This is a genomic window from Fulvivirga sp. (genome assembly GCF_040218215.1).
Taxonomy (GTDB): Bacteria; Bacteroidota; Bacteroidia; order Cytophagales; family Cyclobacteriaceae; genus Fulvivirga.
This window is the reverse complement of the sequence record NZ_JAVJQL010000011.1, coordinates 1-26,564: the sequence shown is the minus strand read 5'-3', so window position 1 is coordinate 26,564 and position 26,564 is coordinate 1. Positions and strand designations below refer to the sequence as shown.

Here is a 26,564-nt window from a genome sequence, read left to right as displayed (position 1 = left end):
CGATTAATAATTGGTGGAAAATACATCTAGATCGTCATTGCGGAAATTTTCTTCATTCCTTTTTTAGAATGAAGAAAATTGTCCGTAATCTCATGTAAATATTATTGAGATACCGGATAAATAAAGGTTTTTAAAATGTAAACCTTTATTTTCCGGCATGACGCCCGTTTTTATTAATCGAGTTCAGGTTTTTAGCAAATTCTTTACAAAAAACCCCTTCCTGCTTCCAACTATGTTGCATCTCTACGGGTCTTCTAAATAACTGCGCAGGTTTTTTTTAAAAGAATTTTACAATTTTTAAACATCATTTAAAATGTTCTTACATTATAAATCACGGCAAAACGCCACTTCGTTTTTTACAATAGTTAGCTTTTTTATTGGGTTGTTCATACTTACAAGTTGTTTGGATGATGAATCTCCTAGTCCTGAGTATGCCTATTTAAGTTTATATCATGCTTCTCCAGATACCGATGCAGTTGATATTCTTATAGGAGACAGTCAGGTCAATTCACAACCCTTTTCATTTAAAGATTATAGTGAACGTTATATCAGTGTACTCCCAGGAAGTAAGTCTCTTGAATTTATCAATGAAGACAATGAGACTTCAATACTGGATACCACCTTTAGTTTTGAAAAAAACAAATACTACTCCGTATTCATTGCAGATTCCTTAAACAGTATTGAAACAATTGTTTTCGGTGACAGCGTTAATTTAGAATCATTGGATGAAGGTGAAGCAATGATAAGGTTTATTCATATGTCACCAGACTCACCAGATGTAGAAGTATTAGCTAATGACGATGAGTTGTTTGCATCTACCAGTTTTAAAAATGGGACACCTTTTGAACCATTTAATGTAGAGAGCGACTTCAGTTTAACATTTAAAGCTACAACTGGTGAGGAATCTATATTGTTAACAGACCCAAATGTTGAGCTTCAAGCCGGCAGGCTCTACACAATTATACTCACTGGTTTTTTAAATGCACCAGAAGGAAATTCGAATGAGATATCCTATGATATTATAAAAAACTGAAGTTCTTTAGATTACATAAGTCAAAAAAGGGATGGCGCTGTGCCATCCCTTTCCCTTATGTAAAAATTACCCCGTGCTTTGATTTGTGACTTCACGAGATAAGATTTAGACATGAATTAGAGTCAAAGAGATTACTCATACCCGCTACCATGCCGCACAACCCCTCGTGAATCTTCGATTTCGAATATCAATTTCAGATCAATCGCTTATTCCTAAATGCAATGCCGGAGCCTGATTTTAGGTATTTTTCAAAATTATAGGCTTTGTACTTATCGGTAAATGTTATAAACGTTACCAGCTCAAACGGAAGTCTGGAACTTGTATAGTGAACATGCCCTTTTTGATGTCTATCCAGTCTATTGTCTAAATTACTCGTACAACCAGTATAAAAAGTGCCATCAGAACATTTCAAAATATATACTTGCCACATTTATTTTCCAATTATTGAAAGGTTAAGACCACAATGAAATTAAAACTATTGCATTAAAATGAAAAGCCCCATTCGTTTCCATTGGAACTTAGAATTTTTGTGGAGCTTCTCCACCGTAGCCCGCCAAACAGAATAAGTCTTGGTATTAAATTGATTACAAATAAAAAACCCGCCTTCGTACCAATAAATTGGCACTATGGCGGGCGAAGGTGGAGCCGGAGAGATTCGAACTCTCGTCCAGAGAAGGCAACTAATCGTAGCTTCTACATGCTTATTTACTCTTTAATTTTCGAGAAGGCCAAGGCGGTAACAACCTCAAGCGTTTCCTTAGTTGCAATTAATTTTGCACAAGCATCACAACCCTGCAAGCACTAGTTCCGCTTTTCGACACCCTAAATCAAAACCTGCAGAACGAAGGTCTTGGAGGATGTGGCAGGGGATCTGTCTAACAGATTACCCATTAATCTCTACTATACTTCGAGATTAGGCTGCCATGGCGTAATTAGATTCGCCAATTGTGTTTTAGAACTATCTTTCAAGGCTCTCATCCTATGAGCCTGCATGCTTTCCCACGTAATAACTCATCCTGTCAAAACCGGTCGGCCCCATATAACAATTATCAACGTCCAATTATCCATTAACAATGTACCCATTTTAATAATTGCACATTGCCCATTGAACTTTGCTAATTGATATACAAATATATGCCTAATTAAGTTCGCTAAAAAAGCTGCCCTTAATATAATCTCAAATTGAATCTTCCTTGTGGGTTTTCTATTTTCGCACTCATGAAGAAACTCATTATAATTCCATTCTTGTTTATCTTGGCATTTCTGTTCAGCTTTCAGACTTATTCTCAAATACTCAAGGTAGACAAGGGAGATATCGATGCCGATTCATCAGGCTATTTTTTAGGTAGTACTCAGGCCGACTTTAATATCAACAATAGAAGTACTACAGCAGAAAAAGAAGTGACTTTCAAGGGATTAAAAGTTAGTGCTGACCTGGTATATGTTTCTGACAAGCACGCTTACATTTTGATAAATAACCTAAACTATTTTACCTCCACTGGCGGGCCGTTGATTAGTACCGGTTACACTCACTTCAGGGTAAATCTTTTACGTAAGAACGTATTAAGTTACGAGACCTTTGCCCAAATTCAATATGATGATGGTAGAAATATGCCGTTAAGAAGACTTGCTGGGGGAGGTATCAGGTGGGCCCTGGCCAGAGATAAAAATTACAAAATACATATTGGCACAGGCTTAATGTATGAGTATGAGGAGTGGCAATCAATTGATGATGGTTCGATAATCACCAAAGAAATCCCTAAAAACTCAAGTTACATTGGGTTCAAAACTGCCCTTAACAAATTTGTAAGGTTTAACGGGATAGTGTTCTTTCAAGGTGGAATGGATACTGATTCTGACATCTTTAGAAGTAGGATCAGTGGTGACCTTTCATTATCTGTTGGGCTGACTAATAACTTATCTTTTGTCACGGAATTTACAGCTCAATATGAGGACAGACCGATAATTAACATCAACAATTGGGTGTACTCACTCACTAACGGGCTGAAATGGAATTTTTAACAAAAAAGGCGATGACATTGCTGCCATCGCCTTTATCAAACAATTATAAAATAAAACTACTTCTTAATCATTAAGTGAGACACTCTTACTGAGTTATTTTTACCTGCAATAGTTAACATGTAAGTACCATTAGCGAAACCGATGGCATCTATCTGAGCATCCAACTGACCAAAGCTGGATTCAATCTCACCTTTGAAGATTTCAGCTCCGAACAGGTCATGAACAATAAGCTCATAGATACCATCTTCTTCAACATCCATTTTCACCGCTATTCTTTCACTAAATGGATTAGGGAAAGTAACTATTCCTGCTTCATTTGCTTCATCAGGAACATTGTTCTCAGCAGTCTGCATTACAAAGCTGGTGCCTTGTGAATCATAAGCATTGATACAAGCGATTCCATCAAGGTCAAATCCATCAGCAGCACCACCAAACATCATTGGGTCTGAAGTATCTATAATCCTTACAAACTCAATTTGCATAAGACCTGCCACTGCAATATCAAATGAGCCATCTCTACAGGTATTGCCTACCCAAATGTAATCAGTTCCATTTTCTGAAACATAGATATCTGCTGATTCAGGATAGTCTTCACACGATCTGTTAGCATCCTTAAATGAGGTTTCTATCACTACAAAATCATAACCCGGTTGATCAACCACTATAGAATTCAATTCAATATCAATAGATCCACCAAAACCTAAGCTTACAAAATTGTAACCATCACCTTGCTCTGGATAACCAACTGCGTTGGCCGCATCACTTCTTTTACCGGCTATTGGCTTACCATTTCTTTTGAAACCTTGGTTAAACGCAATCACTTGTCCGCCTGCACATGAGTTGTCAATATCACAAATTTCTCCACTTGAAGCTTTTACTTTTTGTTGTTCAACTCCATCCTGATCCATCCATTTTATAATTGTAGTATTGGCTCCCCCAACAGCTTCGGTATAGAAGAAGGTATCATTGTTACCAGCCGCGTATATTATTCCAGACTGGCTGGTTCCAACTACATTCCAGTTTACCATAACTTCAAATGGATTAGGATTCCTAACTCTCCACCTTCTAAACAGGTCAGGGTTATTGCTACAAACTGATGTTAGATTCAAGCTTTCGATAAGACATGCCGAACCATCACTTTCAACTTGTACTTCATTTGAAACGTCATCTTCGTCCAACCATCTTAGCTTAACTATGTTTGGTCTATCTGTCTGGGTAGTACTTGTAAAGTAATTAACTCCTGGCGCCAATGTGATACTATCACTCACCGCTGAACCTACAACAAACCAGAAAGCATCTACATCGAAGCTGTTAGGATTGGTTACCTCCCATCTCCTTTCTGTATCAGGGTCATCTGAACAAACTGTTGCCATTTCAAGATCAAGAATAACAAACTCCAATACTGTTAAATTAATAACTGCCACTGCTATTGGGTTATTCGGATCGTTACTGGAAATTTCAATAGCCTCTTGATATTCCCCAGGCACCAGACCTACTGCGCTAACATCAATTGAAACATCTGAACTTGCATCTTCTTCAACAGTTCCAGAGCCTCCAGAGATTACGCTAACAAATCCAGGTACCGCGCTTATGTTATACTCCAATGCTGTTTCCCCACTATTGCTAATGGCAAATGAAGCATCGGTTTCAAAACCTTCAAATAGCGTAATATTAAGCGTATCTGGCTCTACGGCTATTGCAGGAGGTGTTAACACATACAAAGATGCTGGTACTGTAACTTTAGGATTTTTAAGGTCATTACTATGTACTTCTAAACTTGTATTAAACAATCCTGGCTGTAATGATGTAGCATCAAATTTAACCTCAACATCTACCGAAGATCCTCCTGGTATTGTATCCGCTGCATTGACAACGGTCAACCATGGCACTCCAATTACAACATCGTCTATTTGAGCGTACCAGTCGAAGTCACCGGAGTTTGGATCATAATAATGCCATCTCACCATAAATGTTTCAGCTCCGCCAATAAAATCATCAAGTTCGAGGGAAACAATTTCCCCTGGTCCTGAGAAAAGCAAACCATGATCTTCATTCCAACTTAGCATTGTTGTCCAACTCGCCCCTCCATCAGTACTAATGTCAACATCAAGAAAATCCAGTGCTGCAAAATTCTGATAGTTAACGGCATACTCCAGAACAATGCCTGTACGACCTCCTACTTCCATTTGTGGTGTCCAAAGTTCGGTATCAAATTCTGCGGTACCGACTGCATCACTACTTACCGTAGCTGCCTCTCCCGTACCAGCATAGTTACCTTCTCCATAATCTGCAGCAAAACCCCAGACCACTCCAGTACCTTCATTATCAACAACTGACCATCCTTCCGGAGGAAATGATTCACCTTCAAAATCTTCATACACAATAGCTACTGTGGCCGACCTGACATTGGATGTAGTATTGTTGTTTATAGTTAACGATCCTTCATCATCCAAAGCCTTTTTGGCTACTTTGGCAGCATCGTTTTTCCAGTCTTTTGATGACGCTATGCCCGAGTTAATGGCATCTTGTATCACCAGATCACCAACAACATTGATATCGAAAATCAAATCAGCTACACCTTCATTCGTTACTGTCAAGTACTTAGAAGACATGTCGCCCACTGATAGTGTATCCGACAACTCTGTAGGACTAACTGCAATTATTTGTGGGGCTATAACCGTAAGTGTTGTAGGCACAATTAGTGGTGAATTTATTGGGTCATTATTGATAATAACCAAATCGTTTTCATACACACCGGCATCCAAATTTGTTGCATTAAATGTAACATCAATATCAAAGGTACCTCCTGATGGGATTGTACCTGCGATTGGTGATGTTGAAAGCACAGGATCAGGTATGACACCATCTACCAACTGTACATTATCAATATCCAATGTAGGCCCAGGCACTTCCATAAGGCTTAACAGCACAAGTTGCTCAATGTCACCAGCAAATCCCTCTCCTGTAAACACTGCTTCATCATCAAAGTAGATGGTAAAGAGGTTAGTAGCTCTCTCTGCTTCAATGATAACCTCAAAATAACCTTCAGGAACTTCAGCTGCAATAGGTTGAAATTCTCCGCCATTGTCAGCAACCAAGGCACTTGCAGTACCGTCAGGATCGAAACTTAATCGGGTAACTACAGAACCAGCCGTAGGTGACTGTGGGATAAACTGCCAGGTCACGTCCGTGCCCTGCAAATCAACCATCATAGATACTGAAGAAATAGGTTCAGTTCCTATCGGTACAACCGGACTAAATGCCAATGTCTGCCCAAGGCCATCAGATATGCTTCTGATATGCTGGGCTCCACCAGCAGGATTGCTGGTATCAATTACCCAATTAACAAATTGACCAGACCAACCTTGCTGACCTAAAATATCTCCTGCGGCAAATGTTTCGAAATTAGTGGCATAAAGAACAGTAGAAAAATCTACCGGGTCTTCAATGGCAAAATCCCGCTCTACCAATGCTCCAGCGTTAGGGGCTTTGAAAGCCGCAATACTGCTTGTATTTGGCACGCCTCCTTTCCTTTTAGTATCACTAACACTTTCTGCACTTGAGTTACTCTCGTCAACTTCCCCAACATTAGGAAATTCAGCAGCAAAGTTAAAATCCAAAGCACTTTCACCAGTATTAGCTATTGTCAATACTTGGGTTGCAGATCGACCTGCCACAAGCTCCTGCGCCAAAGAATCAGGATTAACACTGATTTCAGCAGCATTTAGTTCTTGCATGCTTACTACTACTCCCACTTGCGAAGTGTTAACTGCATTACTATTCACAATAATACCAGCAACGTAGAATCCTGGTTCAACCACGGTAGGATCAAAAGTCAGCTCGACCTCTGCAGTACCGCCAACTGGTACTACACCAGAAGCTTTGTTTACAGCCAACCACACTACACTATTTTCCACTATTTCAACATCATCAATTTGAGCATACCAATCATAATCTCCCGTATTAGGATCATAGTACCTCCATCTAACCATGATTTCACTAGCTCCTGCAATGGCTGAATCCAATGGAATGGAAACTGCTTCTCCAGGTAAGGCTTTAAAAGCACCATGATCTTCATTCCAGCTCAAAAGGGTTGACCAGGTAGCTCCTCCGTCAGTTGATAAATCAACATCAAGGAAATCCAAACCTGCGTAGTTTTGATAGTTTACATTGTACTTCAATGCCAAGTTAGACTTGCCTTCAACATTTATAGTTGGAGTAATCAGCTCAGCATCAAACTCTGCCGCACCGAAAAAATCACTATTGATAGTAGCAGCCTCACCTGAGCCTGCATAATTAGATTCGCCAGTGTCTGCAGCAAAACCCCATTCAACACCATTACCTTCATTGTCAATTGTTGTCCAACCAGTTGGCGGGAATGTGCCTCCATCAAAATCTTCAGCAAAAAATGTATCACCTATGGTAATAAATACATCCTTAGAGGTTGGTGCTTTTAGCAAGTTGTTCTGTAATGAAATGGATTTATCATTATCCATTTTTTCTAACACCCTTGCACTAAGAATACGATCCTCCTGAGATGTAATGCCCTTAAGTTTGCCAACCATGGCATCTTGAGTAACACCTATATCTGCTCCAATTACATTAAGGTCATATTCTAAAGGATTACCACCAGTATTTGTAATTGTAACAGTTCGGGTTGACATTTTATTAAAGTCTGACACTTCCTGAACTACAGTAGGGTCTACCGAAATAGTTGGGTCTCCTTCCACATTCAGGGTAGCATCTACAACAATTGCAGGAATAGCAGGATTATCATTCAGGGTAATTACAAAGTCAGAACGATATGTTCCATAATCCCTGTCACCATCAAACAAAACATCAATATCAGTAGAACCTCCCGCAGGAATTACTCCTGATAAGACACTTGCAGAAATGGCAGGTGTAGAATTTTCTTCGCTGCTGCCGTCAATGATTTTAACATTATCAAGATCAAAAGTAGGCCCACCTACTTCCATTAAGGACAGAATAACCAACTGCTCAATATCTCCGGCAAATCCAGGTCCTTCAAATATTAATTCATTGTCAAAATATATGGCGAACTCACTAGTGGCACGCTCTACATCAATTCTGATATTGAAATATCCACTAGGTGTAGAAGCCCCTGTAGGCACAAAAACACCTCCCAAATCAGGATCATTAACAAGTACTGACACAGTTCCTGATGGGTCGAAGCGCAAGCGTGTGTTTACACTCTCCGCCGTTGGAGATTGAGGGATGATGTCCCACGTAACTCCGGTTCCGGCAACTTCCAGCCTCATACTGACCGATGAAACTGGATCTGATCCAATGGCAACAACAGGTGAAAAAGCAACTGACTGCCCAAGGCCATCTGATAAGCCTCTAAAATGAAGGTTACCCTCTAGCGGATTACTATCTTCAATGGTCCAATTTCCAAATTGGCCAGCCCATCCGTTTTGTGCATTTACATCCCCTAGGAGGAAATCTTCAAAGCCTGTTTCATATTGTATAACTCCTAAAGCCTCGGGAATATCGCTGATTATGGCAGATGACCCTTCAAAAATATTTCCTGCGTAAGCAGATTGTCTTTTTTCAACTGGATTAAATCCTCTTGACGACAGCAGGTTATCAACAGGTTCTTGGATCCCTAAATCATTTACCTCAATACTGAAGGTAACATCTGCAGTACCCGCATTGCTTAATGTTAATGTTTCTGTTGTGGATTGACCTTGCTCTAAGCTCACATTGAATGATGGTGGTGTTGCGGTAACAGCTACGCCTTCAACTTCCATAGTAATGGGTACTTCAACCTCAGAATTACCCGGATCATTATTATTAATAAATATAGAGGAAGTAACCGTACCAGGTGATGACCCGATAAATGTCACTTCTATAGTAGCCTCTTCGCCCTGAACTACCGTTCCTGATAAAGGTGTGGCCGAAAAGAACAGTCCATCCGCCCTTAACATCCAATTACCAGCAAGGTCTGCATCGTCTATCAATAATGGAGGGAGACTATTACTTGACAAATCAAATACATTAAACTCGCCCACTACGTCATTAGAAATAGCCCAAGATGATTGTTGTGACGGAGAGCTACTGTCCTGAGGCATAGGGAAAGCATTAACAGTCGGATTTTCTTCGACCAAAACCCCTACGAAGAATACACCCTCTACTATGGTAGGATCAATATTTACAGTCGTAAACACATCTTCCCCTGGATTGGTCAGCACTCCCGATGTTTCTGTTAAATAAACCGCATTGCTCGGATCGCCATCATTATCAGGGTCATTGTACAAAATAAACCTTGCAGGCGTTTCTGCAGCACCACTGGCAACAGCTGATGAGATGGAAGTAATAACTTCTGCACCAGCGACAGTTTGGAATGCATTTAACCACATTAATTCATTTACAGAATTCAGTCCAATGTTGCTTTCCTGACTACCATCATCTATAATATAAACAGAGTTCTCTGCTGTTGCAGATTGTATATCGCCACTACTTTTCTTTAATGTCAGTTGTTTATTGTTCTTTTTTAAAGGTGAACTAACTGATCTCGCGCTGAGCGAACTACCTTGGAATGGTGCAGCTACAGTTGCCGCATCTGCAACTACAGTTGTAGTTCCGAAGGATAGGGAAAAGTTTAGATCAGCGGCTCCAACATTAGATACTGTTATAAACTGAGTCTCTGTCTCGCCTACTTCTAATACTGAACTTAAAGAAGCTGGAGAAACCGCTATTTCCGAGGGTTCTACTCCTTGGCCTATAAGATTAACATCAAAACTTCCTGCATTAGTATTAATTGTAGCTACTCCAGCGTCAGCATCAAGTACTGCAGGTTGGTAGGAAAAAGATAATTCGAAATCAGTACCAGGCTCTATGGTTATAGGTAAGTCCAAAACATCAAGTGAAGTGAATGTTCCTGATGTTGATGTTACTACATCTATAGACTCTATATCTACTTCTCCAGCCAAGGGGCCAGTGTCAACACTTGAGATTGTAATGGTTTTAGTTAGTTCATTGCCTACACCCAAACTACCAAAATCTATTTCAGTAGCTGATAACAAAGCCTCAGGAATAAGATTAGTAACCGTAACAGCTATAGAATCATTAGATGTATCTTCATCTCCAGTCAATGTCGTAAAAGCATCTATTGAATAAGATGTTCCATCTGAAGATAAGTCTACCGGAGTTGCAAAAGTAAATGTTGCCACTGATACAGCAGGAATAGTTTCTGTGAAAGACTCAGTAACAACAGTCCCTCCATCTACAATATAGGAAACACTAAATCCTGAGGCATCTTCAATACCAAAATTTCTTACACTTACTTCAACCGTTTCAGTATTACCTAAGTCAGAATCGCTCACTGGAGTATTCACAGCGACAACACCAACATCCTGAGCGGCCAGATCAGCAGATAATTGCCAACCCTGGTCTGCTAAAACGCCTCTGGTGATAGGGCCAATATTAAAGTTGGATTCACCTGAGCCTACCTGTGGGCTCATTAATGAGTTAATATCCCCGGCAGGAAAAGCAAACTCATCCCAGTGGGAATAACTCGAGCCACCCTGAAAAGGATTAGGAGCCCAAATTTTAGGTCTTGTGCCACCCAAAGCAGCAACGGCCAAAGGACCCGCACTGAACAAATTGCCACTAATAAGTGCTGCTTGTTGTTCTGGTGTACCAAAGCCCAAATCCAGGATCGGTGTACCATCCCCAAGTTCTACCAGCAAATCCCAGGACCTAGGGTTAGCGCCTCCATTATTACCTACTCCCGCACCTCCATTAGAAATACCAGAGATACCCATACTATGCCCTATTTCATGCAGGACAACGGTCACAAAGTCTGTAATTCCAGATGGCGTATTTCCATCAGTACCGAAATAGAATGTAAAATTTGTATTATAAGTTTGATTGCCATTAGGTGTGCCTGGTGAAAGGTCAAATCCAGCAATGGCATTGGCTAGCGCCAACGTGTAATTTGTTGATGGGTCGGGGGCATTTGGAACATTTGTGACGCTTGGCGAACCATTCTGACCCAGCACCCCCCCCGGCAACACAGCAAAGTCTGCCGATATAATAATTGGTACAGGAGAGACAACTTCGGTCTCCCATATATCTGCCGCAAACCTAAATGCATCGCGGGCTGGCTGGGCATCTGCCCCAAGCAGATCAAAGCCATCACCAAACTCAATGACTATGGTTGCAGTCTTCATGCCTGCAAATTCGAGTTGCTCAGAAGTCGTCATTTTGCCCCCCCGCTGGCCAATTGCCTGCCAAAACGGAGAGTTTAAAACCCTGGTATTTTCCTTTCTACCCGAGGTATAACATGTATCGCTTTGTATAGCTACCCATTTCGCACCTCCAAGTAATTCTTTTTTTGATTGCCCTGATGAGTGAGTAAAGCTCAACATCAAGAGTCCAAAAGCCACAAACAGCCCCAGCAGTTTGAGTTGTGACTTCACGATTTTGTAGTTGTTCATCATTTTAGTTGGTTTTATTAAAAGTTCAATTGTTCGTTTCCACCTGTTGCCATTCAAGCTTATCAATAAGGACTTCAACCATGGCCTCAAGGTCTTTAAGCTCCTGAGGTGCCCCATGGTAGTCCATAATCTTCTTATCCCTATTTGCATCTGAATAGAAGAGGTAAGTGGTGGGCAAGTCTGTTATTTCTGAATAGTACCGGTCTTCGAATTCGAAAAAATTACTCGTTTCGAATGCTTCGATGATAGTGTTGAATTGTTTTTTTGTTGCCTTTGATTTCCAATCCCCCAACTTATCTGTAAAGGCAGTGCCCTTAAAAGTTGCCGAACAATCAGAATAAAGTTTGAAGTCAAAAACCGGACATTGGCCGTAACATGCTGTTTTAGTTAAAGACACAGTTAGGTATGGCTGAGATGTCTGGGTGCAGGCATTCAGCATATTGAGTACAAGCGTTATCGTTAATGAAACTATCATAAGTTAGTCCAGTCACAACAAAAACACGTTTCTGCTTATAATGCAGTAGTACTCCTAAAAATGGAAAATATAAATATCTAGGACGCAAAGAGAAGAGTCAACTTCTCTATGGGAGTAGTAAATAAAAAAAGCTTTAGTTGGTTCAAGCTTCCAAGAAAGTATTAAAATATTTCAATAGCAAATAATAACTCTTTTTTTTATTTCATAATTTTAAAATAGTATACTTTTATATATAAATATTATGTATAAAATACCATTACAGCATCTCATTTGAATTGAATTGATCATTTAGCTTTAGTCAGGTTGGGTTATCCAAGAATCATCATTTTAATTTACTATTTCCTTTCTTGTTTTTATCGGGAGTGGTTAACTTCGACCCGATGGAGAAATTTGTTGTATCGGCAAGAAAATATAGACCAAAAGGTTTTGATGAAGTAGTAGGGCAGCAGCATATTACCACTACTTTAAAAAATGCCATTGACAACAACCAGTTAGCTCAGGCTTTACTATTCTGCGGACCCAGAGGTGTAGGCAAAACTACTTGCGCAAGGATTTTAGCTCGAATGATCAATGATTTTGACGAGACCAATGATGGTGCCGCTCTAAATATATTTGAGCTTGATGCTGCTTCAAACAACTCCGTAGATGATATCAGAAACCTGATTGACCAGGTTCGCTATCCTCCTCAATACGGAAAATACAAAGTGTATATTATAGATGAGGTTCACATGCTTTCAACTCAGGCCTTCAATGCCTTTTTGAAGACACTGGAAGAGCCACCATCTTATGCCATATTTATTCTCGCTACTACTGAGAAACATAAAATCATACCTACCATCTTATCAAGATGTCAGATTTTTGATTTCAATAGGATTCAGGTAAACAACATTGCTGATCATCTGAAGCAAATTGCTGATAGAGAAGGTATCAAATATGAAGAAGAGGCTTTGCATCTTATTTCTCAAAAAGCCGATGGGGCTTTGCGAGATGCCTTATCCATTTTTGACCTTATAGTCACTTTCTCTTCAGACAGAAATATTACTTATCAATCGACCATTAGTAATCTTCATATCCTTGATTATGAATACTATTTCAAGATGGTTGACCACTTCTTAAATGAAGACTTGAGCAATGCGTTAATCACCTTTGATGAAATCCTGAAACAAGGGTTTGACGGGCATAACTTTATCATTGGCTTAAGTGAGCACTTAAGAAATCTGTTGGTTTGTAAAGACAATGCCACTGTTCAGCTCATGGAAGTGCCGGAGTCTGCAAAAGCCAAATACATAGAACAGGCGAACAAGTCTTCAATGTCATTTTTACTAAGTGCGCTAAATGTGGCTAACAGATGTGACCTCGATTATAAAGGAACAAAAAATCAACGCCTACATGTTGAATTGGCCCTTATGAAATTGGCTCATATTAAAGCTGCTGTAAGTATCTCGTCATTGCCTGATGGGGAATTAAAAAAAAAAGCTTAACACAGCCTGACAACTCATCTGCTGTAGAGAGTAAAACAACTGAACCTGCCACAACGGAGACTAAGGAAGCACTAAAGTCTGCTACTCCTGAGCCTGAAAAAAAATCTGAAAGTGTAGAAAATGCATCTGTAGAGGAAGCACCACAATTGGCCGTTCCTTCTCCTATAAAGGCGCCTTCAAAATTATCTTCACAAAGGCTTAAGTCAACAACTAAAATACCTAAGATGGACAGCATACTGGAAAATGCTGCCGCTGAAGAAAAGGTAAAGGCACAATCAGAAGAACCAGAGGAAAGCTATGGTGAAGATGCATTCACAGAAGAAAAGCTGAGGGAAATCTGGAATAAGTTCGCTGAAAACACCAAAACTGCAGGCCGAGACTCTGAATATGCAGTTTTGAAGCAAGAATTCAGGTTAGAGAATGATCATACAATAGTCATCACATTTACAAACTCAGTGAAAATGATGATTCTGGATAAGTTCAGGTCTGACCTTATAACGCATCTAAAAAGCACATTGAATAACAGGCATATTAAGCTGGAGACGGAGCTGAAAGAGGATAATTCAACCAGAGTGCCTTACACCAATAGAGAAAAATTTGAGTACCTGGCAGAAAAAAAGCCTATTCTAAAGGAACTTCAAAATAGGCTTGGGTTAGATCCGGATTTCTAATTATTTATTCTTCTTTCCTTGGCTCGCCAAAGTTAAAGGTCAAACCAATATTAAGTACATTTCTCATTTGAAGTCTTGGGCCAACGTTACCATCTTCATCTTCTATGTCAATATCATGATCATAAATGGTCTGTAAGGCAAAGTTTGTAGTAATATATTTATTGACCTTGAAGTTGAGGAACAAGTCAAAATTGACATCTATGTGTTCAATGTCATCATAAGCATCAAAAAGCAGTAAACTTGTTTTCAGGTTCACATTGGTCATAATTTCCTTCTGATACATAGCGCTAATGCTCCATCCTGCCTGAGATCGGATATTTTCACCTGGGTCAACACCATAAGCTCCCACTGCTGCAAGGTCATCATCCATAACAAATGTAACTTTTTGCATTAACGGGGCAAAAGTAGCAGAAAAGGCATCATTAGGCTTGTAGGTAGTTCCTATGTACGGTGATAGATAGCCGGGAGACATGAAAGTAGAGATCAATGTATCTGTAGCATCTGCCGCACCATTATAAATGAAACCATCGGCAAACTGGGTTCTAAAATCCAAACCTGCAGAGAGCTGCCACCTATCAGACAGGAATCTACCGTACTGACTGGTAACAATTAGAATATCATTGTTTTTCCGTGCACCCTGATCTCCAATTTTCACTAAGCCATACCCTGCTTGCAAATTATTAAACCATGTATGCGAGCGCTGTCTTTTATTAGCGTATAAGTTAACTTCAGCGCCATAAGCTACGGAGTTCTCTCCACCACCAGACCAGTTGCTTAAACCTACCTGCTGAAAGAATATCCCGAAATTTCCCCCATTAGTCCAAACTGAATCCTTGGGTATGGTAGGGCCGTTTTTTTGAGCTGAAAGTTGAGATGAAGAAAGGAATAAAATAATAACAAGGAGGCTGCCTCCTATGTTTTTGAGGTTTGACCAAATCATAATAACAGTTAGTAGAAGTTTTTTGATTGAAAACCGACTTAACTACAAATTGTTTACTTTGACCTCTTCTAAAGCAGTTTCTGTAAGTGGCTTTGTAATAAATTTAATAACGTGATTGTTATTGACAATCTTGTCAATATCCCTTTTGTTATCAGAGCTGGACAAGATAATAACCTTGCACTTGTCCTTGATCAAATCATTAAATTTTTCAAATTCATAGAGAAATACGAACCCATCTACAATAGGCATATTAATATCAAGAAATATCAGATTGGGAAGCTCATCAGCATTATCCTGATTTTCTCTTAGATAATCCAACGCACTTTTTCCTGAATTCTTAACCTCTACTCTGTTAGCAAATTTTGTTATTTCAATGATACGCTTACTGATGAAGTTATCGGTATCGTTATCATCAACAAGCATTACTAAATCTATCGCTTTAGAATTCGTCAACTTTAGTTCTGTTTAAGTTATAATTAAATTAACTGCTTTTGTTCCTTGAAAAAATATATCGATTTTTTAAAGTTTATTGCTTTAATACAATAGCACTCTACAATTAATAACTTTTTTTCCAATGTTCAAAAGAACCTTTAGTAAGATTTCTTATCTAAAATGGAAATATAGGAGTTTACTATCAAATTATCATTCCATTCTACAAAATTTCAATTCTCACTCTTCTATTTTCAACCTTTCTCCTTCTTTTATATTGAAGTCTTCCTTTTCATTCCACTTCATTATTTCCTGAACACTAACATTATATAGTCTCGCAATCTGATATAAGGTCTCTCCTGGTTTTACTGTATGATAGCTATTTTCTGATTGCTTTTCTACCGTTTTTACAATTGGACCTTGAGCCTCTTCTGTCGTATAAACAACCAGCTTCTGACCTATGCTCAGCTTATCGGAGATTTTTAGATCATTCCAATCAAGCAAATCAAGGACTGCCACATCATGTATTTTCGATATAGCATAATAGGTTTCTCCAAGTTTTACTTCATGCATCTTTTTTATAAGATTAGCATCTACAGCAACATCTTCCATTTCCTCATCTATTTCTTCGATCACCTCACCTGCAATGTTAACAGTGCTATCATCTTGCTGTACTTCCTCCTCTTCTTCCTTAGCTGGCAGTTCCTCTATAACTTCAGCGGCTGATGAATCACTTTCTGCCTCTGTTTCTATTGGGACTTCATCAATTTCAGCCTTTTTATCAACTGGTTGTTCTATGACTTCTGGCTCTTTCTTCTCTACTATAGGTTGTATTATTTCTGATTCTTTGTACTCAATAGCCACACTTGCTGGTCTGATGTAACGCAGCCAAAGCACCCTGCCTGCTTTTATATTAATATCTTCCCTAATGCGATTCTTTGTTTTTAGTTTCTTGAGTTTTATCCCGAATTTTTGAGAAATAGACCATAATGTTTCACCGGGTTGTGCCACATGATAATAAGCTTTAGCCTTCCCTCTTTTTGATTTCATATAATACACCTGTCCAGGAATCAAGATGCCGTCAATGCCTAAATCATTATACTTTAAGAACTTCCTAAGTGGTATATCTGCCTTCTGTGCCAATGCCGGAATTCTGTCACTTCTACCAGCTATAATTCCCGGCAGGCCATTGATATCGACTATTTTTCCGGCCCTTGCCTCTACTTCATCATCTATTTTTGGAAAAACACCGGGTTCATCAAAAGTGTATTCTATTTGTTTTTTTTCTTTGACTTCCTCTTTTGGGGTTTCGCTACTAGCAACAATATCCAGATTAAGGTTACCTTTCGGTATGATGACAGCATACTTTTTGTCTGTAGGTATCTTTCCCTTTTTCAACCACTTGTTGTAATCCGCCAACTCCTCCTCTGTTACACCCGTTTCATTGGCAACCTCTTTTAAGCTTTTTCCACCTACATTATAATATTCAGATACCTGAATTTGTCCTGGCTGGCTCACTGAATTTTCAAAGGCAATTTTATGTGCCAGGTATTTCTTTACATACCAGTAAGTTTTTTTACTCACAGTCATAGATTTGGCGCCCTCCTGCCCGGGAGGCAAAGCTTTCATGGCACCACCAGCACCCATTTGGTAGGCCTGTAGCGCATGAAGCCAGTTATCAAAATGCTGATTGTTATTATGTAAATATCTGGCAGCTCCCCTGGACGCTGACACAATATTCATCCTTTCATCAACAACCTTATCAACACGCATCCCTACTTCAACAGCTGAGAAATCCTTGAACTGCCAAAAACCTACGGCATTAGACGTTGATACTGCATCTGCTATTAGTGCACTCTCCTGTAAACACAGATACTTGAAGTCATCAGGCAATTTCTCTTCCTTAAAAATGCGCTCGATAATGGGAAAATAGGTGCGGGCACGTTCGGCTTTTATCTCGAAATACTTGGGGCTTGCCGTCAAAGCATCTACATCCTTTTGAATTTCTTCACGGGCATCATCCATGATCCTGAGTTTGATACCCGCAAATTCCATTCTTGATGGAACCTTCACTTGTTGAGCTACAACACTGCCCGAAAAAAATACTGCTACAGCCAGGCAAAAAAATCTTATCATATTTTTCTTAAAATCATAAGGCCGTCTCTCACCGGCATTAATACATTTTCAACTCTTGTATCCTCGTTTACTTTTTTGTTGAATGACAATAACGCCTCAGTGTCCTTATCATTCGCTTTTACTGGTTCCACGACTTTACCACTCCAAAGTACGTTATCCGCGATAATAAATCCACCATCATTCAACCTATCAATTACAAGATCAAAATAATTTGAATAATTAACCTTATCGGCATCAATAAAAACCAGATCCCAACGATATCCTAACGTAGGAATAATTTCTAAAGCGTTTCCAACTTTGGAATGAATGCGGTCTTTAAAGCCTGCCTTTTCAAAATAAGATTGAGACATACCAGTAAGCTCTTCATTAATATCTATGGTCACCAACTTGCCATCAGTTTGCATACCCTCGGCCATGCATATGGCAGAATAGCCAGTGTAGGTGCCTATTTCCAAAATATACTTTGGGTGGATCATCTTGGACATCAAACTCAAAATCCTACCTTGCAAATGCCCGGAAAGCATCCTCGGCTGAAGCACTTTTAAATGCGTTTCTCTATTTAACGACTGTAATACTTCTGGTTCTTTGTCAGTATGCTTTTCTGCATACTCCTGAATTTTCTGATCTATAAAATCCATATCAATTAGGTGTATAGGTCAATTGACTCATCTGATCTTTGGCAAACATTTCATTCGCCAAGTCTTGCAACTCTTTGGCAGTGACACTTTTTATCTTGTTGAATATTTCATCGATAGTATCAATCCTTTCAAGGTCAAGAATGCTTTTGCCCATCATAAGCATAAAACTGGCATTATTTTCTTCTGCCATAGCCAACTGCCCCATTAATTGTTCCTTGGCGGTGTGCAGTTGCAATGTTCCTAAAGGCACTTCACGTAATCTTTCTAATTCCTTATTAACTAATTTAATGCTACGCTGTAGCTGACCTGGTTCAGTTCCAAAAAATATTCCAAATAAACCCGTGTCAGAATAAGACTGATAGGTTGCATCAATAGAATAAACAAATCCATATTTCTCCCTAAGTGCCAAATTCAATCGGGAATTCATCCCCGGGCCACCCAGTATGTTAGACAGCATAAAAAATGGCAGTCTTTTATCAGATGAAATCGGGTAAGCATCGCGACCAATGGCACAGTGTGCCTGTGTTATATTTCTTTCAACGCCTTTTACAGTTGGCACATATTTTTCAAAAGGGTTTCTTATTTTATTAGCATTATAAGCAGGCACATCTTTTAGATACTTCTCGGCAAGCTTCACCACCTTCGTAAAAGGAATATTGCCAACCGAACAGAACACCAGCTTCTCAGTGTTGATGTGTTCTTTGATAAACTTCTTAAAATCATCTCTGTGAAATGACCTGACACTGTCGGCAGTGCCTAAGATATTCATTCCCAAAGGGTGGTTAGCAAAAACCACTTGGTCAAATTCATCCTGAATGGCATCATCCGGAGCATCATAATACATTGACATCTCCTCTAAGATCACATTACGTTCTTTTTCTATTTGCTTCTCAGGGAAGATCGAGTCAAAAGTGATATCTGTTAAAAGCTCAATGGCCTTCTCGAAATAAGTATCTAAGGTAGAAGCATAAAATGCTATTTTCTCCTTTGTGGTGTAGGCGTTTAACTCACCCCCTACAGAGTCAATTCTATTGAGAATATGAAAGGCCTTTCTTTTAGTAGTGCCTTTAAAAGCCATGTGTTCCCAAAAGTGAGCGATGCCCTGGTTTTCCTCATTTTCGTCCCTACTTCCTATGTCAAGCATGAAACCACAATGTGATACTTTTGTTGTGGTAACTTCTTTATGTAAAACACGAATACCGTTTGGCAGCGTGTGAATTTCGTATTCCATTATACCTTACCTTTTCCTCCACAAATTTAGAAGTTTTTTAGTTACTAATCCCCCATTCCGCAGTCGAACAATAACGACCGATAACGACCATTCCTATATATTCAAAAGTAGGTAAAATACTCATTTACAGCACTTTTAATCTGGCATAGGTATTGTAATAGCCATAGTGTATTAAACCGATAAGACTATGGAAACTGTAGAAACAACTTTTACGCTGACTTATAGTGACGATCAATATGAGCGTGCAAGAGAATATGTTAACGATATGAAGAATCATCCGAGAAGAGTATTCTGGATAGGCAAGAAAGGAAAGTCTGATGAAGAGCTTATTATATCGCACATAGCTCACCGCATACTCTCTGGATTTTATAACAATTATGATCCATCAATAGCCAGAACGCAGATCAAAGAAATGAGAAACCAACGCTCAGCTTAGAGACTATCTAATACTTTTCTGATAAGACTATCGATGATTTTGTTGGGGTTTTTTGAGAATTTATTTTTAATGCGATTGGCAATAATGGCATTAACACTTAAAACCTCATGCCCCAATAACCTTCCTAATGCGTAATAACCAGCAGTCTCCATTTCAAAGTTAGTGAGCCAAAAATCATCCTTGTGATAATAGTTAAGGGCCTCCAAAAGCCTTTTATTCTTTATTTCTGCTCTGATTTGGCGCCCTTGTGGCCCATAAAAACCCGGACAGGTGACTGTATTACCAACCACCATACCTGCACCCACTTGCTCTTTTAGACTTTGCGATCCCCTGGCTACGTAAGGCACAAAAGGCAATTCTGTAACTGCCTGAAGCTCCAGTCCAACCTGGCTTTCAAAATCATCCTGGGGTAAATTATAGTAGCACATTAAAGTATCGAGGCCTACTGCGTAATCAGAAACGAGATGTGAGCCAATGGCCAAATCTTCCTGAAGTGCTCCTGAAGTGCCTATTCTAATGATCTTCAGCTTCTTCTTGCGCTGTTTTATTTCCCTTTTCTTAAGGTCAACATTCACAAGCGCATCAAGTTCGGTCATGAAAATCTCAACATTATCAGTACCCATTCCTGTGCTAATAACAGTGATTTTTTTGCCTTTGTAAGTACCAACGTGGGTAATAAATTCCCTGCGGTTCATTTCAAAATCCACATCATCAAAATATTTACTAATCATGTACACACGGCTGGGATCGCCAACTGTAAGTATTGTATCAGATATATGCTTAGGCTTAAGATTGAGATGGTAAACACTACCATCTTTGTTCAGAATTAATTCTGACTCAGGAATTTTTCCCATTTCACGCTATTAAGGCGATAAGATAGGGATTAATAAGTAAAATTGAAATGATGTTAAGGGTAAAACCTACCAAATTATTACGCCCCTACCTTTTGAGCGGGATTTCCAAAAACTGTTTCTCCTGCTTTAACATCAGCAACGACTACAGACCCTGCTCCAACACGTGCACCCTTTCCTATTTTAACGCCAGACACTATGGTCACACCAGATCCTATAAAGACTTCATCGCCAATAATGGCTTCTGAATTTACAACAGCTCCTGCGCCAATTTGCACCAGGTCACCAAGCTCTGCACCATGGTCAATAACAGCATTGGAGTTGATAATGCAGTGATTAGATATTTTAGCATTGTTGCCAATAGTGGCTCCCATGTTAATCATGTTACCATGACCAATATGAGCTGATGCCTCCACCCAGGCGGTTTTATGAATAGCATTCATCGGCATTACCTTGCGCTTGTTTTTAAGCATCTCTACAGTGCTCTTGCGCAATTTATTATTATCAAACGCCACAAAGGCATCACACTTCTTTCCTATAAATTTCAGGAAGCCGTCATCTTCAGTTTTTCCAAGAACAACAACACCGTCAATCTCCTTATTATGAAGCGCTTCGTTGTCATCAAGGAAGCCGTAAATAACCACTTCATTGCTTTCTAAAATCGCTTTTGCAGCTTGTCCAAGCTGATTTGCACCAAAAATTATTACCGGATTTTTCATAGTCTGAAATTTAATGGTGCAAAACTAAACCTAATAGCGGGCGCAACAAAGCGATCATGAAAATAGCTTATTGACCCATGGGTTTCTAATCGTAACTAGAAATACGAAAAATGGGAGAAAGCCCGTCTTGTACCTGATAAGCGTGCCATAATTTGGTGCGGACAATGTTAAAAACACAGCCATTATGACCACGAACAAAAGAGCCGAAAGAAATAAAAGATTTAAATATGACGCTCTCTCTTTGGGAGCATAAATCACAGCGACTATCAACAAACCCAGCAACAAGAGATTTTCAAGACCTGAGACAATTTTAAACAGCTCCGAAGATTCACCAATGAAAGGCCTGAAAAGTCCTGACACAAGCGCTTTAGGTGTGTAATAGAGGAATGACCAGACATTTGGCTCAAGTGCGCTAAACTCAACAAAATCTCCTGATGCAGAAATCTCCAGGAAGGCATTATAATTATCGACAATGACACTCAGTATTCGATGGAGATAAAAGTTTGGGTGAAGTTGTGTTACAATTAAAGAGGACGCTGCAATAAACATAAAAAAGACTCCCGCTTGAACAAGCCCGCTCCTTTTTAATTGCTCAAATCTTCTGCTCAAAAAGGAAGTTGTAACGAGCGAGAAACTCAGCAATAGTATTATTCCGGCATAATAGTATTTAATATTCCACAGTACAAAGAGATTTAAAAGTAGCATCAGCACCTGATACCAACTTAGTTTATGCTCTTTGACAAGAATCAGAATGTATGATGCAAAAAAGTAAATACATCCTATAGCCACACTCTCTTTGATAATACCGCTGCTCCAAAATACCGCTGATGGAAAATAGAAGAACGAAAAGATAATGGCTCCTTTGCATTGACCGAAGAATTTTAAAAAGGTGGTGGTAGCATACCAGGCACCTGAGAAAGCGAACAGGGAAAAGTACAATGAAGAAACCCAATAATTGCCTCCTGTCATTAGGTTAATGACACTCAATATTTTCACCATGAATAAGGCTCTGGGCTGATAATCATATATGGATGAAAATGCCTCATTATTCATCCCCAGCAGGTATTCCAAATAGGCAGCAAAGTTTTCTGCCGCTACTTTGTTTAGTTCCTGAGCTATATTGAAAAATGCGTAGGTGTCTCCAAATGTGTAGTAGTATTGATAGAGTGCACCAACTCCGATCCCGCTCAATAATTTAAATCCTGCTGCTATAAAAAAATGTTTCTTAAGCTGCTCATTCTTCTTGTAAAGCCACGCCAGATAGAGGCCAATTAAAATCAAATTGATAATGACCAGAATCATTTGATCCTGATTAATGAGGTTCCAATGTTGCAATTCAGACAGCGCTTCTTTTTGCAGTAGCTATTATACAATTGAATGGCGGCCTGAGAATCAAAGGCCGTTTTAACTGTTAATCCGAGGGCAGTCCATTTTTCTATGATGCTGTTTTTCTCGGCCTTAAGCTGCTCAAGTAACTCGACCGATTGATCAATAAAATCCTGATTATCAATCTGTTTTCCATAGGCCACTTTTAGCGGAACTGCAGTGTTGATCAATATATTATCAACAGATGAAGCCCCTAGCCCTTGATTCTTTGACTTAGATATCTTTGCAAAAGAGTGATGATCAATCCAATAGTCAGAAGGTTTTGACCTGAGCCAGGATGAAATCATTTTGAGATCACTTGATTTTACTAAAAGGTCAAAAACTAATGGCTGCTGATGCAGAATGGCCGCCAGTTGAGCTATGCGCGATGTGGGAAAGTTAGCAGGCCTTAACCTCAAATATTTCCATTGAAACTTATGCAGCTTTTGATCCAGTGCGTATTTCTGCTTTAGGAAAATAAATTCCTTTGTGAGTCCCTGCGATTTTTCATCTGTGGGTTCATCTAAAAAGCCAGCCATACCAAACAACAATGCCTCAATCTGATTGAGGTTATGGGCATGTTTTTTAATGATTTTGAAGGGCAAGGATTGCGCTAGTGTCAGGAAAGGATCACTATTAATTTTGAAGCCAAAATTTTTGAACAATAACTGATAAGCCGTTTCCTCCCAATTGCCATGGTTGTTTTCTAACAGGTCGAGTACCACAGCAGACTTATCATATAATCGCTCCATGGCCATCTTATCAAGCATGCTCAGCTTGGTAATTTCTGCTACATCACTCCACTGGTTTTCACAACTGACATAAGTGGCAGGATGATTAATCAGGTGATTGTATTTATTGATTAATGCGCTATCAACTCTACTTTTTAACTCCAGTGTTGGTAAGGTAGAAGCGTCCTCTCGCTGCACATCAGTTTCTGACTCCCACACCACATGGAGGATTGTATTATTGTAAGCCGGATCGTCTTGGTGTTTATGAGAATTCCAATCAGAAGATTTGATATGGATTTCAACACTCCCGAGCCACTCTATGCCTGCTATTTTAACTTTGGCCTCCTTAAAATCAGGCCCGGCATCAGTATTATAATGCCCCGGATACAGAACATCTATTGACTGGCCATCAGCGGTAACTAAATCCTTTTTATCAAAATATTGATATCGCCATATATAATGTAAAAAGGACTCCTGCATCAGTTACAGGTATTGTTCCAAATAGCCTTCCATTTCCTGCTGCAGTTTCAGCGCTTCTTGTCCTGCCCTTTCGGCAAAGTCCTTTTCATTAGAGGCATAGATAATTCCTCTTGAACTATTGACCAGTAGACCACAGTGATCGTTCATGCCATGCTTGCTCACTTCTCCTAAATCTCCACCCTGGGCACCAACGCCAGGCACCAAAAAGAAGTTATCAGGTACAAGGTTTCTTATATGACCTATTTTATCGGCTTGAGTAGCACCAACTACATACATCAAATTATCAGCATTGCCCCACTCCTGGCTTTTGCTCAATACCGTTTCGTAAAGTTTTTTTCCATCACCTTCCGCACTGATTAATTGAAAATCCTGACTGCCGGGGTTAGAAGTATGCGCCAAAAGAATGACCCACTTATCTTCAAACTCAAGAAAAGGAAGCACCGAGTCATGCCCCATATAAGGTGCTACAGTGATGGAGTCAAAATCCATGGTCTCAAAGAAGGCCTTTGCATAGAGCTTTGACGTGTTACCAATATCGCCACGCTTGGCATCAGCTATTGTAAATATCTCCTTTGGGATGTATTCTAAAGTTTTAGCCAGACTCTCCCACCCGGCTGGCCCCAGAGCTTCATAAAAAGCAATATTTGGCTTATAGGCCACGCAGTGCTTATAGGTATTATCAATGATCTGCTTATTGAATTCAAAAATCGGATCCTTTTCACTTTTAAGGTGGGCTGGCATTTTATTGATGTCAGTATCAAGGCCAACACATAGATAAGACGACTTACTTTTGATCTGATTGAATAACTCGGCTCTGGTCATAAGTGTAAAAATAAAAAAAGGCCACTGAATAGCGGCCATTAGTCGTGGGGTTTATTAATTTGCTTTGAATTGGGATGTGGTTTTTAATTGTAGAAACTGGTAAAGAAAAAATGAGATGTGGGTAATTATATATGTTGTGGGAATATTTGGAGGTATTTTCGGTGCTATTTATGTAAATAATTCAATCAAGGAATATAAAAAGGACATCAGTAAAAACAACTTAATTGATAAGACACATATAAATACTGAATATCTAAATGTTTTCATTTTAATCGCTGTTTCAGTTTTAAGCTTCGTAGCTCTTATATGGAAACTAATTTCCCAGCCTTGACTTGTGTCAACACATGCCAACATTTTTTAATATTTCATGAATACCATGACTGGTGCAAGCGTCCGCTTTTACCTCTACACCTCTACACCAAATGGTCTCTAGAAACAAAAAGGTCCAAGTGAGACACTTGAACCAGTTTTTTTTTGATAGCTCTTAATTAAATATAACTCAGCTAGCGCTCGTTCAATGTCATTAAGTTAAGAGTATAAATATTGATTATCAGTATATTATAATTGTTTAAACACTTAATTTTACTTATATTAAGGTAACAATCAAGGAAGAGGAACATGAAAAAAACAGCGGAATTTATTCTAAAATCCCTAAAAAAACGAACTCAATCAGCTAGCGCTCGTTTATAACGAGTGCAATTGCTTAATATAGTAAAGTCAAGCGATACAATCGCGCGACAGCGTAAGCAACTGTTATTCTTTATCTACATTTACCTTCGTTTTTCATTCTTATCATTATGTCATATCAGTGATTGTTTCGTGAAGGCACGAAACATGGATAAAGCCCTAAATAGCAATCTACTTTCTATTTTTCCATATGTTAGGATTTCTACTAGTATGGGTTACTCCAAAAACGATGATCAATTTAGGTGTTTCCTCAATCCAATAATGAACTTGATATGGAAACCTATTGATCAATGTATTTCTAGTGCCTCTATAACTAACCTGATAATGTTTAGGGTTCTTCTTTATGTTGGTTAGCCTCATTTTTAAGGATTGATAAAACTTTTTACCAAGTCCTGCTTTTTGACTGTTGTACCAGTCAATGATCTCCTTTACATCTCTACGAGCATCTGGCAATAACTTTATCTTGAAGCTCACAGATTGTCTTCAATATCCTTCATCACTTCTTCCCAGTCTAAAACATCATTGGGATCGTTCTTATAAGAAGCGATTCGCTCATCCAACAATGCTTTATGTGCATCACTTAATTGTGTCTCCTGCTGAAACTTCAATAATTGCAACTGTTCCAAAACTGATCTATCTTGAAGCTCGGTGAGCCAATGAATAAGATCAACTTTAATTGTCTGAATATCCATTTTGATTTTGTTAGATATATAAAGTTAACAACTTTTAATTTACAAGATAAACTATTCTCTTCTCATTGGCCCTTGTCCTCACGTGCCATTTTTTTTATAATGCAATTCTTATTCGTTATACATTTAGGTAATGGTGCCAAAAATGGTTGGTGATTTTTAGTGGATCATTGTATTATTTTGTGATTGTAAATCTGAAGAGGAAGTAGGCTCTGCTGAGGAGCAACCTGCCAGCAATAGGACTTACCAAGTGGAATGAACCTCTC

The 26,564-nt window shown here is 39.1% G+C and carries 21 protein-coding genes and 1 other RNA gene; 5 read left to right on the top strand and 17 right to left on the bottom strand.

The features are described 5' to 3' along the window. Nucleotides 1–313: 313 nt before the first annotated feature. Nucleotides 314–1,033, top strand: a complete 720-nt coding sequence (locus tag RIB54_RS04785; protein WP_350099525.1) for a DUF4397 domain-containing protein — start codon at nt 314–316, stop codon at nt 1,031–1,033. A gap of 193 nt (nt 1,034–1,226) precedes the next feature. On the opposite strand, the gene RIB54_RS04780 is transcribed toward RIB54_RS04785, so the two are convergent. Continuing rightward, the gene (locus RIB54_RS04780) at nt 1,227–1,463 is read right to left on the bottom strand and encodes a GIY-YIG nuclease family protein (protein WP_350099524.1); all 237 of its coding nucleotides are present in this window, start codon (nt 1,461–1,463) and stop codon (nt 1,227–1,229) included. A gap of 207 nt (nt 1,464–1,670) precedes the next feature. Further along, nucleotides 1,671–2,070, bottom strand: a transfer-messenger RNA (tmRNA) gene (gene ssrA / locus RIB54_RS04775). A 181-nt stretch (nt 2,071–2,251) separates the two neighbouring features. On the opposite strand from ssrA, the gene RIB54_RS04770 reads away from it, so the two are divergent. Beyond that, nucleotides 2,252–3,055, top strand: coding sequence for a DUF481 domain-containing protein (locus RIB54_RS04770; RefSeq protein WP_350099523.1), 804 nt, complete (start codon nt 2,252–2,254; stop codon nt 3,053–3,055). Between the two features lie 56 nt (nt 3,056–3,111). Here the strand turns inward: RIB54_RS04770 and RIB54_RS04765 are convergent, their stop codons facing one another. Together RIB54_RS04765 and RIB54_RS04760 are read right to left on the bottom strand one after the other, a co-directional pair. Further along, nucleotides 3,112–11,520 (bottom strand): choice-of-anchor D domain-containing protein, encoded by an 8,409-nt coding sequence (locus tag RIB54_RS04765; RefSeq protein WP_350099522.1) that lies wholly within the window; start codon nt 11,518–11,520, stop codon nt 3,112–3,114. 22 nt (nt 11,521–11,542) lie between these two features. After that, nucleotides 11,543–11,992, bottom strand: coding sequence for a DUF6438 domain-containing protein (locus tag RIB54_RS04760; protein ID WP_350099521.1), 450 nt, complete (start codon nt 11,990–11,992; stop codon nt 11,543–11,545). A 380-nt stretch (nt 11,993–12,372) separates the two neighbouring features. Between RIB54_RS04760 and dnaX the strand changes: the two genes are divergently transcribed. Next, nucleotides 12,373–13,473 (top strand): DNA polymerase III subunit gamma/tau, encoded by a 1,101-nt coding sequence (gene dnaX, locus RIB54_RS04755; protein ID WP_350099520.1) that lies wholly within the window; start codon nt 12,373–12,375, stop codon nt 13,471–13,473. On the opposite strand, the gene RIB54_RS04750 is transcribed toward dnaX, so the two are convergent. After that, complete coding sequence (locus RIB54_RS04750) at nt 13,415–13,708, bottom strand: hypothetical protein (protein ID WP_350099519.1); 294 nt, start codon at nt 13,706–13,708, stop codon at nt 13,415–13,417. The two genes, dnaX and RIB54_RS04750, sit on opposite strands and share 59 nt — an antisense overlap. Between RIB54_RS04750 and RIB54_RS04745 the strand changes: the two genes are divergently transcribed. Beyond that, nucleotides 13,698–14,144, top strand: coding sequence for a DUF8439 domain-containing protein (locus RIB54_RS04745; RefSeq protein ID WP_350099518.1), 447 nt, complete (start codon nt 13,698–13,700; stop codon nt 14,142–14,144). The two genes, RIB54_RS04750 and RIB54_RS04745, sit on opposite strands and share 11 nt — an antisense overlap. 4 nt (nt 14,145–14,148) lie before the next feature. Here RIB54_RS04745 and RIB54_RS04740 read toward each other — a convergent pair whose 3' ends face one another. From RIB54_RS04740 to RIB54_RS04720, 5 genes are all read right to left on the bottom strand, one after another. After that, nucleotides 14,149–15,084, bottom strand: a complete 936-nt coding sequence (locus tag RIB54_RS04740; protein WP_350099517.1) for a DUF3078 domain-containing protein — start codon at nt 15,082–15,084, stop codon at nt 14,149–14,151. A 42-nt stretch (nt 15,085–15,126) separates the two neighbouring features. Beyond that, nucleotides 15,127–15,507 (bottom strand): response regulator, encoded by a 381-nt coding sequence (locus tag RIB54_RS04735; RefSeq protein WP_155178433.1) that lies wholly within the window; start codon nt 15,505–15,507, stop codon nt 15,127–15,129. A gap of 246 nt (nt 15,508–15,753) precedes the next feature. Then, entirely contained in the window at nt 15,754–17,649 is a 1,896-nt protein-coding gene (locus RIB54_RS04730; RefSeq protein ID WP_350099516.1) for a LysM peptidoglycan-binding domain-containing protein, read from the bottom strand. Continuing rightward, nucleotides 17,646–18,287, bottom strand: a complete 642-nt coding sequence (locus tag RIB54_RS04725; protein ID WP_350068097.1) for an O-methyltransferase — start codon at nt 18,285–18,287, stop codon at nt 17,646–17,648. The genes RIB54_RS04730 and RIB54_RS04725 overlap by 4 nt, the downstream gene beginning before the upstream one ends. 1 nt (nt 18,288) lies before the next feature. Further along, nucleotides 18,289–19,521 carry a M16 family metallopeptidase gene (locus tag RIB54_RS04720; protein ID WP_350099760.1) on the bottom strand — a complete coding sequence of 411 codons (1,233 nt, stop codon included), beginning with the start codon at nt 19,519–19,521 and terminating at the stop codon, nt 18,289–18,291. Between the two features lie 184 nt (nt 19,522–19,705). On the opposite strand from RIB54_RS04720, the gene RIB54_RS04715 reads away from it, so the two are divergent. Further along, a complete protein-coding gene (locus RIB54_RS04715) occupies nt 19,706–19,954 on the top strand; it encodes a hypothetical protein (protein WP_155183355.1) in 249 nt (82 codons plus the stop codon). Here the strand turns inward: RIB54_RS04715 and RIB54_RS04710 are convergent. The 7 genes from RIB54_RS04710 to RIB54_RS04680 form a co-directional block, all read right to left on the bottom strand. Beyond that, nucleotides 19,951–20,808: a nucleoside phosphorylase gene (locus RIB54_RS04710; protein ID WP_350068095.1), complete on the bottom strand. Its 858-nt coding sequence runs from the start codon at nt 20,806–20,808 to the stop codon at nt 19,951–19,953. The genes RIB54_RS04715 and RIB54_RS04710 overlap by 4 nt on opposite strands. Nucleotides 20,809–20,885: 77 nt before the next feature. Then, nucleotides 20,886–21,524 carry an acetyltransferase gene (locus RIB54_RS04705; RefSeq protein ID WP_350099515.1) on the bottom strand — a complete coding sequence of 213 codons (639 nt, stop codon included), beginning with the start codon at nt 21,522–21,524 and terminating at the stop codon, nt 20,886–20,888. Between the two features lie 54 nt (nt 21,525–21,578). After that, nucleotides 21,579–22,826: a hypothetical protein gene (locus RIB54_RS04700; RefSeq protein WP_350099514.1), complete on the bottom strand. Its 1,248-nt coding sequence runs from the start codon at nt 22,824–22,826 to the stop codon at nt 21,579–21,581. After that, complete coding sequence (locus tag RIB54_RS04695) at nt 22,823–24,100, bottom strand: DUF2851 family protein (protein WP_350099513.1); 1,278 nt, start codon at nt 24,098–24,100, stop codon at nt 22,823–22,825. Before RIB54_RS04695 ends, RIB54_RS04700 begins: the two co-directional genes overlap by 4 nt. Nucleotides 24,101–24,103: 3 nt before the next feature. Further along, complete coding sequence (pyrF, locus tag RIB54_RS04690) at nt 24,104–24,922, bottom strand: orotidine-5'-phosphate decarboxylase (protein WP_350099512.1); 819 nt, start codon at nt 24,920–24,922, stop codon at nt 24,104–24,106. Nucleotides 24,923–25,780: 858 nt separating this feature from the next. Then, entirely contained in the window at nt 25,781–26,083 is a 303-nt protein-coding gene (locus tag RIB54_RS04685) for a type II toxin-antitoxin system RelE/ParE family toxin (protein ID WP_350099511.1), read from the bottom strand. Beyond that, entirely contained in the window at nt 26,080–26,301 is a 222-nt protein-coding gene (locus RIB54_RS04680; RefSeq protein WP_350068085.1) for an addiction module protein, read from the bottom strand. Before RIB54_RS04680 ends, RIB54_RS04685 begins: the two co-directional genes overlap by 4 nt. Nucleotides 26,302–26,564 lie beyond the last annotated feature (263 nt).

Excerpts from the sequence above, each read along its gene's own strand:
- RIB54_RS04785 (WP_350099525.1), top strand. The coding sequence starts at position 314 with ATGTTCTTACATTATAAATCACGGCAAAACGCCACTTCGTTTTTTACA.
- RIB54_RS04780 (WP_350099524.1), bottom strand. The coding sequence starts at position 1,463 with ATGTGGCAAGTATATATTTTGAAATGTTCTGATGGCACTTTTTATACT.
- RIB54_RS04770 (WP_350099523.1), top strand. The coding sequence starts at position 2,252 with ATGAAGAAACTCATTATAATTCCATTCTTGTTTATCTTGGCATTTCTG.
- RIB54_RS04765 (WP_350099522.1), bottom strand. The coding sequence starts at position 11,520 with ATGATGAACAACTACAAAATCGTGAAGTCACAACTCAAACTGCTGGGG.
- RIB54_RS04760 (WP_350099521.1), bottom strand. The coding sequence starts at position 11,992 with ATGATAGTTTCATTAACGATAACGCTTGTACTCAATATGCTGAATGCC.
- dnaX (WP_350099520.1), top strand. The coding sequence starts at position 12,373 with ATGGAGAAATTTGTTGTATCGGCAAGAAAATATAGACCAAAAGGTTTT.
- RIB54_RS04745 (WP_350099518.1), top strand. The coding sequence starts at position 13,698 with ATGGACAGCATACTGGAAAATGCTGCCGCTGAAGAAAAGGTAAAGGCA.
- RIB54_RS04750 (WP_350099519.1), bottom strand. The coding sequence starts at position 13,708 with ATGCTGTCCATCTTAGGTATTTTAGTTGTTGACTTAAGCCTTTGTGAA.
- RIB54_RS04740 (WP_350099517.1), bottom strand. The coding sequence starts at position 15,084 with ATGATTTGGTCAAACCTCAAAAACATAGGAGGCAGCCTCCTTGTTATT.
- RIB54_RS04735 (WP_155178433.1), bottom strand. The coding sequence starts at position 15,507 with ATGCTTGTTGATGATAACGATACCGATAACTTCATCAGTAAGCGTATC.
- RIB54_RS04730 (WP_350099516.1), bottom strand. The coding sequence starts at position 17,649 with ATGATAAGATTTTTTTGCCTGGCTGTAGCAGTATTTTTTTCGGGCAGT.
- RIB54_RS04725 (WP_350068097.1), bottom strand. The coding sequence starts at position 18,287 with ATGGATTTTATAGATCAGAAAATTCAGGAGTATGCAGAAAAGCATACT.
- RIB54_RS04715 (WP_155183355.1), top strand. The coding sequence starts at position 19,706 with ATGGAAACTGTAGAAACAACTTTTACGCTGACTTATAGTGACGATCAA.
- RIB54_RS04710 (WP_350068095.1), bottom strand. The coding sequence starts at position 20,808 with ATGGGAAAAATTCCTGAGTCAGAATTAATTCTGAACAAAGATGGTAGT.
- RIB54_RS04705 (WP_350099515.1), bottom strand. The coding sequence starts at position 21,524 with ATGAAAAATCCGGTAATAATTTTTGGTGCAAATCAGCTTGGACAAGCT.
- RIB54_RS04700 (WP_350099514.1), bottom strand. The coding sequence starts at position 22,826 with ATGATTCTGGTCATTATCAATTTGATTTTAATTGGCCTCTATCTGGCG.
- RIB54_RS04695 (WP_350099513.1), bottom strand. The coding sequence starts at position 24,100 with ATGCAGGAGTCCTTTTTACATTATATATGGCGATATCAATATTTTGAT.
- pyrF (WP_350099512.1), bottom strand. The coding sequence starts at position 24,922 with ATGACCAGAGCCGAGTTATTCAATCAGATCAAAAGTAAGTCGTCTTAT.
- RIB54_RS04680 (WP_350068085.1), bottom strand. The coding sequence starts at position 26,301 with ATGGATATTCAGACAATTAAAGTTGATCTTATTCATTGGCTCACCGAG.